Annotated in this window: 4 protein-coding genes; 2 read left to right on the top strand and 2 right to left on the bottom strand. The window is 59.9% G+C overall.

The window, feature by feature from the left end; all coding sequences use genetic code 11:
- On the top strand, positions 1-2720 hold a 2720-nt coding region (locus tag BV106_RS19365), incomplete at its 5' end, for an error-prone DNA polymerase (RefSeq protein WP_038167340.1).
- Positions 2721-3025: 305 nt separating this feature from the next.
- Here BV106_RS19365 and BV106_RS19360 read toward each other — a convergent pair.
- A complete protein-coding gene (locus tag BV106_RS19360) occupies positions 3026-4360 on the bottom strand; it encodes a TonB-dependent receptor (RefSeq protein ID WP_051946071.1) in 1335 nt (444 codons plus the stop codon).
- A 274-nt stretch (positions 4361-4634) separates the two neighbouring features.
- Between BV106_RS19360 and BV106_RS19355 the strand changes: the two genes are divergently transcribed.
- The gene (locus BV106_RS19355; protein WP_038167339.1) at positions 4635-5129 is read left to right on the top strand and encodes a hypothetical protein; all 495 of its coding nucleotides are present in this window, start codon (positions 4635-4637) and stop codon (positions 5127-5129) included.
- 169 nt (positions 5130-5298) lie between these two features.
- Here the strand turns inward: BV106_RS19355 and BV106_RS19350 are convergent, their stop codons facing one another.
- Complete coding sequence (locus BV106_RS19350) at positions 5299-5529, bottom strand: hypothetical protein (protein WP_038167338.1); 231 nt, start codon at positions 5527-5529, stop codon at positions 5299-5301.
- Between the last annotated feature and the right edge of the window lie 826 nt (positions 5530-6355).

The raw sequence follows: 6355 nt of genomic DNA, 5'->3' as shown, positions 1-6355 counted from the left end.
TACAGCGGGCACTGCAGCGTGATGCCAGGCTCGCCCCCGATGTGCTCGACCGCCTCTGCCACATCTTCGGCCCGGACAAAGTCTGGATGGAGCTGCAACGCCACCGCGTGCGCGGGGAAACTCTGCGGAACCGCCAGCTCATCGACCTGGCCGGACTCAAAAAACTCCCCCTCCTGGCCAGCAACGGCCCCTGTCACGCCCGCCCGGATGGCCGCATGCTCATGGATGCCTTCACCTGCCTGCGGAACCACACCCATCTCGATGCCGCAGGTCTTTTGTTGGCTCCTAATTCCCAACGTCATCTCAAGGGCCACCACGAGATACGCCCACTCTTCCCCGACCTGCCAGAAGCCGTGGACAATACCCACCGGCTGCTGGATCTGCTGGAGTTCGACCTGCACGAACTGGGCTATGAGTTCCCCGAGTACGATGTGCCCGCCGGGCATGATCAGGACTCCTTCCTCCGTGAGCTGACCTACTCCGGGGCCCGGAACAGGTTTCAAAATGGGATCACTGAGGAAGTACGCGCCCAATTGGAAAAGGAACTGGACCTCATCTCCCGCCTCAAGTTTTCAGGTTATTTCCTTATTGTCTGGAGTCTGGTCAAATATGCAGAGGAGAGTGACATCCTCATCCAGGGACGCGGCAGCGCTGCGAACAGCGCCGTCTGTTTCAGCCTCGGCATCACCAATGCCGACCCCGTGGCGGGCAAGCTGCTCTTTGAGCGCTTCCTCAGTGAGGGCCGCAACTCCTGGCCGGACATTGATCTGGACCTCCCCAGCGGCGACCGTCGGGAGCAAGTGATCCAGGAGGTGTATCGCCGCTTTGCCCCCTACGGAGCCGCCATGACCGCCAACGTCATCACCTACCGTGGTCGCAGCGCCATGCGAGAGCTGGGCAAGGTGCTGGACCTGCCGCCCGATGTGCTGACGCGATTCAGTGACCTGTACGCCAACGGGGACTTCCCCCACACTCTGCAACTCAAGGACCAGATCCGCCAGGCTGGCCTGCCCGAGCATCATCCCCGGCTGGCCGCCATGCTGCGCCTCTATCACCAGGTCTATGGCCTGCCCCGGCATCTGGGGCAGCACAGCGGCGGTATGGTGCTGTGCACGAAGGGGCTCGACAGCATCGTCCCCCTGGAGCCCGCCACCATGCCTGGGCGAGTGGTGGTGCAGTGGGACAAGGACGACTGCGAAGACCTGGGCATCATCAAGGTGGACCTCCTCGGCCTGGGCATGATGGCCGTGCTGCAAGATTCCTTGAACCTCTGCAAAGCCCGCAATCGGGAGGCCCCCTACACACTGCACACCATCCCCAAGGATGACCCGGCCACCTACCAGATGATGCAGGAAGCGGACACCATCGGTGTCTTCCAGATCGAGAGCCGCGCCCAGATGGCTACCCTGCCCCGGCTAAAGCCCATGAAATTCTATGATCTGGTCATCGAGGTCGCCATCATCCGTCCCGGCCCCATCGTAGGGAACATGGTGCATCCCTACATCAGGCGCAGCCAGGGCAAGGAGAAGGTGGACTACATCAACAAGGACTTTGAACCCATCCTGGAGCGCACCCTGGGCGTGCCCTTGTTTCAGGAACAACTCCTGCGCATGGCCATGGTGATCGCCGGTTTCTCCGGCAGCGAGGCCGAAGAGCTCCGCCGGGCCATGAGTTTCCACCGCTCTGAGGAGCGCATGAAGAAGGTCATGGACAAGCTCACCGCCGCCATGGATGAGCGCGGCGTGGAAAAGGCGGTTCAGGAAAAAATCACCGCCTGCATCTCCTCCTTCGCCCTCTATGGCTTCCCGGAATCCCACGCCATCAGTTTTGCCATCCTGGCCAACGCCAGCGTCTGGCTGAAGGTCCATCGCGCCGCCGAGTTCTATGCCGGACTGCTCAACAACCAGCCCATGGGCTTCTACTCCACCGCCACCCTGGTGCGCGATGCCAAGGCCCACAAGCTCAAAGTCCGACCCGCCTGCGTGGTGGAGTCTGACATCCTCTGCACCGTCCTCGACAACGACACCCTCCGCCTTGGCTTGAACCAGTTCCGCGGCCTCAGCAAGGCCAGTCAGGAGCGCATCGTGCAGGAGCGACAGCTCCGCAAATGGACGGACCTGCTAGATTTCCTGAACCGCACCCGGCTCGACAAGAAAGAGCGCCGCATCCTCGCCCAAGCAGGCGCACTCAATCAACTGGAACTCGGAGCCCACCGCCGCAGCTCCCTCTGGCGGGTGGAGGAAATATTACCAGAGGACGATCTTTTCGCCGCCCTGGAAAAGGATGAAAACATCCCCCTTCAGCCCATGGAAGCCCTGGAGCGCCTACAGGCAGACTACCAGACACAGCGCCTCACCACTGGCCCCCACCCCATGGCGTATCACCGCCGTCATCATCCCCATCTCTGGCCCGCGGAGGAACTGGCCCACGGCCGTCATGGCCAGAGGGTATTCATCGGAGGTCAGGTCATCTGTCGCCAGCGCCCCGGCACGGCCAAGGGCCACATGTTCATCAGCCTTGAGGATGAGACCGGCATTGCCAACGCCTTCGTCCCCTCCGCCACCTTCGAGGCCAACCGCCTGGTCATCACTCAGGAGCCATTTTTACAGATCCACGGCCGCCTGCAGATCGTGGACAACGTCACCTCCGTCTATGCGCTGAAGATTGAAGCCCTGCACCTCGGCACGATCATCAACAGTGAGTCCCACGACTTCCATTGAGATATGGGGCGCGTTTTCAGAAACTTGGGGACCGCACGCATCCTGCGTGCTGTTCTCGGCATCTTGCCGGGAACCTCAGGAAGGGGGAGCCTGAAAGTCACGCCCCTCTCTTCCCCGTCACCTTTTCATCTCCTGCCATCCCCACCACATCGCGCTACGCACGCACAACATCCTCACGTGCATTCCACCTGTCATCACCGCGCGGAAGCCTTCTGCAAGATGCAGAAGACAGCACGCAAGATGCGTGCGCTCCCCGACTACCATACACAGCAGCACATCAGGGAGCGCCCACTCCAACACACCGACTACCACTTGTAGCCCAGAGAGAGCCGCACGGTGCGCCCGGCGCTCTGGTAGTAGCCGAAGCCATCGCTGCTGTACGTTGTTTCGTCAGCCACATTGTCCACGTTCAGCGCCACCGTCCAGGGGCCACGCACATAGCGGGCCACGAGGTCCACGCACAAGACGCTGTCATTCTTGGCAGTGTTGCTCGTGTCCTGGTAGCTGGAGCCCGTGTACCGGACGCCGCTGCCGAGCGTGAGCCCCTGCAGTGTGCCGTCTGTGAAGGAATAGGTCACCCAGCCGGAGGCAGTCTTCTCAGGGGTCTGGCCAGGAGTTTGGCCCTCGTCTCCATCGGCGCTCTTGGTGATCTCGATGTCCATAAGCGTCAGGCTGCCGAGCAGCGTGATGCGATCCGTAATGCCGACATTCCCTTCAAACTCCACGCCCTTGGAGGTCCATTCGCCATTGGCCTTCATGTAAGCCTGGTTCCGGAGATCCGTGGTGAGCACGTTGTCCTGGGTGAGGTGGAATGCGGAAAGGGTAAAACCACCGCGGAAGTCCTTGGGCGAGTACTTGAGGCCCACTTCAAACTGGTTGCCTTCCGTCGGATCAAAGGTGCTGCCCTGGGCATCCACTCCGGAGTTGGGGAAGAACGACGTGGAGTAGCTGGCATACGGAGCCAGACCATTGTCAGCCAGATACATGAGGCCCAGACGATAGCTGAAGGATTTATCATCCTGATCCTCGGAATAGCCGCCGCTGGTGCGCTCCGCACTCTCCGTAGCCACCCAGTCATGGCGCAGACTCGCCACGCCCAGCCAGTGATCACCCACTTTCACCTGGTCCTGCGCATACACACCTACCTGGCGGACCTCCTGCTCGAACTGGGAGACGAGATCAGACGGGCGGGAGAAGGGCGCGTCGTACTGCGGATCGAGCAAGTCCAGCGTCGGAGCCGGTCCATCCTGCTGGCGGGACTTGGAGGTCGCATAGCCGTAGTCAAAACCGGCCAGTAGCGTTTGCTTGATCGATCCCTGCTCGATGCGCCACTCCAGTTGGTTGTCCACCGTCCAGGCCCGGTTCTGCACACTGTAGCCAGAGGCCATCAGGCTCAGTTCCGTGGGGGAAACGAGTTCGTTGATCGAGAAATATTTCGAGGCGGAGTTGTAGTGCGAGTAGCGGGCGTTCTGGCGGAAGGTCAGGTTGTCCCCCAGCTTCTGCTCAAACGCGTAGCCGATGCGCCAGATTTCACTGAACTCACGATCCCAACGAAGGTCGTTGGTCCTCACCAAGCCACCAGGACCTTTGTAGTACTCCGGCACCTGGGCACTCTCCCAGCGCAGATAGCTGCTGAGCAAAGTGAGCGCGGTGTCCTCAGTGGGGCCTACTCATAGCGAACAAGCCGGTCTACCAATCCAGCCTCGTTACCACAGCCGCCAGGTTACTGATTTTGAACAATCACGGCCTCTGAGTCTGCCTCTTCGCAGATCACTGATCTTGGAAGAAGGCTTGTAAAAATGTCACAGCTTTTTCATCTAGACCGGCTCCAACAGTACACCTGCTCGACCATTTGTTTCCACGTGCACACAATTCTAACTTGCACCCGCACGATGGCTGCGTAGACCAAACGTGATGTTGAAACCTCGAATCCAATCTTTGATCTCCGGTGTCGTTCTTGCCGGGATTCTTTCCAGCTGCGCAAGCATCGTCAGCAAATCCTCCTATCCAGTCACCATCAATAGCATCCCTTCAGGTGCCACCTTTGTGATCAAAGATGGCGAAGGACAGCCTGTGAGCTCAGGCACGACGCCTGCCTCGGTGGTGCTTCGCTCCAGTGCAGGGTACTTCAGGCCCGCCTCCTACACGGTGGAATACAAGCGCAACGGTCAAACTCAAACCGTGCCGCTGGAAGCACGTATGAACGGCTGGTATCTTGGCAACATCGTGTTTGGAGGTCTGATCGGCATCTTGATTGTCGACCCCGCCACGGGTGCCATGTGGTCATTGCCCGAAAGAAACAGCGCTCAATTTGCAACCACCACTTCCACCGCCGAACGTGAGTTGAAGGTGCTGAACGTTGCTGATGTACCGGAAGAACTGAAGGGATCCCTCGTCGCCCTCCGGTAAGCTTCGCTCACTTCCACTTCAAGCCACCCGCAAAGCAACGCGGAGTGGCTTTTTTGTGTACCTACACAATCACCCACGGTTTGTCGGTGTCGGAAGTTGCGCGATGCTCCAAGCGACCTGTCGGTCGTGCCCCTCCGGCGTTCCTCATGGGCAAAATGCCCACACGTCCCTACCCCCGGTCGTCCTGCGCTTGCCTCTTTCGCTTGATCTTATCCAGCGCATCCTTCAGCAAGGCCCCCAACCGAATCTCGATCTCGTCCTTGGGGCCAACCACCTTCACGACCCTGAACTTTCCCGTGATGTCGTCCTGGATGTTGGTATGGGGAGGCAGGGCGATCACGGGCAATTGCACGTCTTCATTGAACTTCAGCGACTCCAGCTTGATCTGCCACTTGGTCACGATAGGCGCCCGGTGGTGCCGTCAAGCATCTGCGCGCCGTGGCCCATCCTGAACCCAATGACGGGGGCGGAGTCGAGTTTGTCGGCGCGATCATGGATGTCACCAAAGGGAAGAAGGCATCCGCCTGATCATCAACACCGTTCCGGCACAAATCTGGACCGCAGATGCCAACGGGAAAATCGACTTCATCGGCCAGCGCCTGCTGGATTACTTTGGTGCGAACTTTGAGCAAGCAGTCCGACAGGAGCCCGGCTTCTATGCCCACCCTGACGAAGTGCCCGACTTCCTCAACCTCTGTGGCGCGAAGTTGGATAAGCCAACAAGAGAATGGCCATCCTTCCTGAAGCGGAAATAGCTCCAGCACTGGCAGCCTCGCGAAGCGTCTTGGAGTGCGTGCAGCTCGACGCCGCTTTCGTCGGCGGATGACGGAAAGGCGTTGGACTGATGGGCGGTCTGCTGATTATGCGGTCGAGCGAGGGCCACAGGGGACATGATTCTCCCCTGCTTTAATTTCCCGGTACGAGGAACTCACAAGGGGCGCCAAAGCGGCGGTTCCCGCGCGCACTCCACAGATGCTTCGCATTCAGAAGGAGGGAGTTCTTGGGTAGGATGGAGCATGCACCGGCCTCCGATGTCGGAGGCCTGGCGGCATGCAGTCTCCTTGGCAGTGGTCAACACCTGGCGACGAAGTCGCTTTGGGACTGCGGTGAGCATCACCGCTTTGGAGAGGCCTGTGTCAGTCTATCGTTCCCATCCCATCTCCGGAGCCCCTGACCTGGCCTCACGCGCTTTACCCTGTTGGATGTCCAATGGTTCCAGGCCATCA

Origin of the sequence: Verrucomicrobium sp. BvORR106 (genome assembly GCF_000739655.1) — a bacterium.
Taxonomy (GTDB): domain Bacteria; phylum Verrucomicrobiota; class Verrucomicrobiia; order Verrucomicrobiales; family Verrucomicrobiaceae; genus Verrucomicrobium.
The sequence above is the reverse complement of the archived record's forward strand: the minus strand, read 5'-3'. Positions and strand labels throughout refer to the sequence as shown.

Bases quoted from the DNA above. Each gene is read 5' to 3' on its own strand.
- BV106_RS19355 (WP_038167339.1), top strand. From the start codon at position 4,635: ATGTTGAAACCTCGAATCCAATCTTTGATCTCCGGTGTCGTTCTTGCC.